Origin of the sequence: Zooshikella harenae, assembly GCF_018837975.1 — a bacterium.
Classification (GTDB): Bacteria; Pseudomonadota; Gammaproteobacteria; order Pseudomonadales; family Zooshikellaceae; genus Zooshikella; species Zooshikella harenae.
On sequence record NZ_JAGSOY010000248.1, the window covers coordinates 1 to 1,291 of the forward strand.

The following is a 1,291-nucleotide window of genomic DNA, read 5'->3' on the forward strand; positions in this document are numbered from 1 at the left end:
TTTAATCCAGATTACCCGACTAAACAGGCTTTAGGGTACCTCTAAAAATTCATACTGATATATAATACATAGCACCTAAGTAATAAGAAACGAGTGGCATAAAAATGTTACAACCAGGTTTTTTTGATTTGAAAGATCGTTATAACAAACTTAATGAGCGAGACCCGCTGGTGAGTCTTAACGCCCTGATTGATTGGGAAAACTTTAGAGCTACATTAAATGAAGTTCGTCAAAATCCTCGAAAAAGCCAAGCGGGGCGCAAACCGTTTGATGTGGTGTTGATGTTTAAGGTATTAGTCCTCCAGCATTTATATAACTTATCAGATGATGAAACAGAGTATCAAATTCGGGATCGATATTCATTTTGCCGCTTTCTGAACCTCACGCCAGAGGACCGCATACCGGATGCCAAAACAATTTGGCTCTATAGAGAGCAGCTTGTTCTGCGAGACTTAATGAAAGGCCTTTTTAACGATTTTGACGACCAACTCAATGACAAGGGGTATAAAGCCCAAAAGGGGCAAATGGTTGATGCTAGCTTCGTTGATGTCCCAAAACAGAGAAATAAACGGGAAGAAAACCAACAAATTAAATCTGGAGAAATACCCGAACGATTTGAGAATAATCCTAATGTAGGCCGTCAAAAGGATACGGATGCGCGTTGGACTAAGAAAAATGAAGAAACACATTTTGGTTATAAGAATCATGTAACAGTAGATAATGCCCACAAACTCATTCGCGATTATAAAGTGACTTCCGCAGAAGTTCATGATTCACAGGTTTTTATTGAGATATTAGCAGAAAACACGTCAGCTGATGTGTGGGCAGATAGTGCGTATCAAAGCGAGAATAATGAAATTAGCTTGGCGGCAATGAATATGCGAAGCCATGTACACAAAAAAGGTAAAAAGAATAAACCATTATCTGAACGTAGCAAAAAAGCCAATACTCGACGATCAAAGGTCCGTGCCAGAGTTGAACATGTGTTTGGATCAATAACCAATGAGCAAGGTGGGCTTTATTCACGAGTGATAGGCTTTGCACGTAATCAGTTGAAAATAGGTATGATGAATATAGTCTATAACATGAGACGTTTCATGACGTTAAGCAGGAAAAGTGTGCCTGCAATTTGAAAAAAGAGGGAATTATCCCTTTTGTAGAGTAGGAATTGGCATAATAAAGATCAGAAAACGTGGGTTTTAGTATTAAATAATAATTAATTGCATTTACCTTTTAGAATTTAAGCTCTCCCCTAAAAATTTGAAATTTTGGTTCAATTTTTAGAGGTGCC

The 1,291-nt window shown here is 37.9% G+C and carries 1 protein-coding gene; it reads left to right on the plus strand.

Going from position 1 to position 1,291, the window contains the following annotated elements:
* Window positions 1-104 precede the first annotated feature (104 nt).
* On the plus strand, window positions 105-1,133 hold the full coding sequence (locus KCG35_RS25360) for an IS5 family transposase (RefSeq protein ID WP_215822635.1): 1,029 nt from the start codon (window positions 105-107) through the stop codon (window positions 1,131-1,133).
* Window positions 1,134-1,291: the final 158 nt, after the last annotated feature.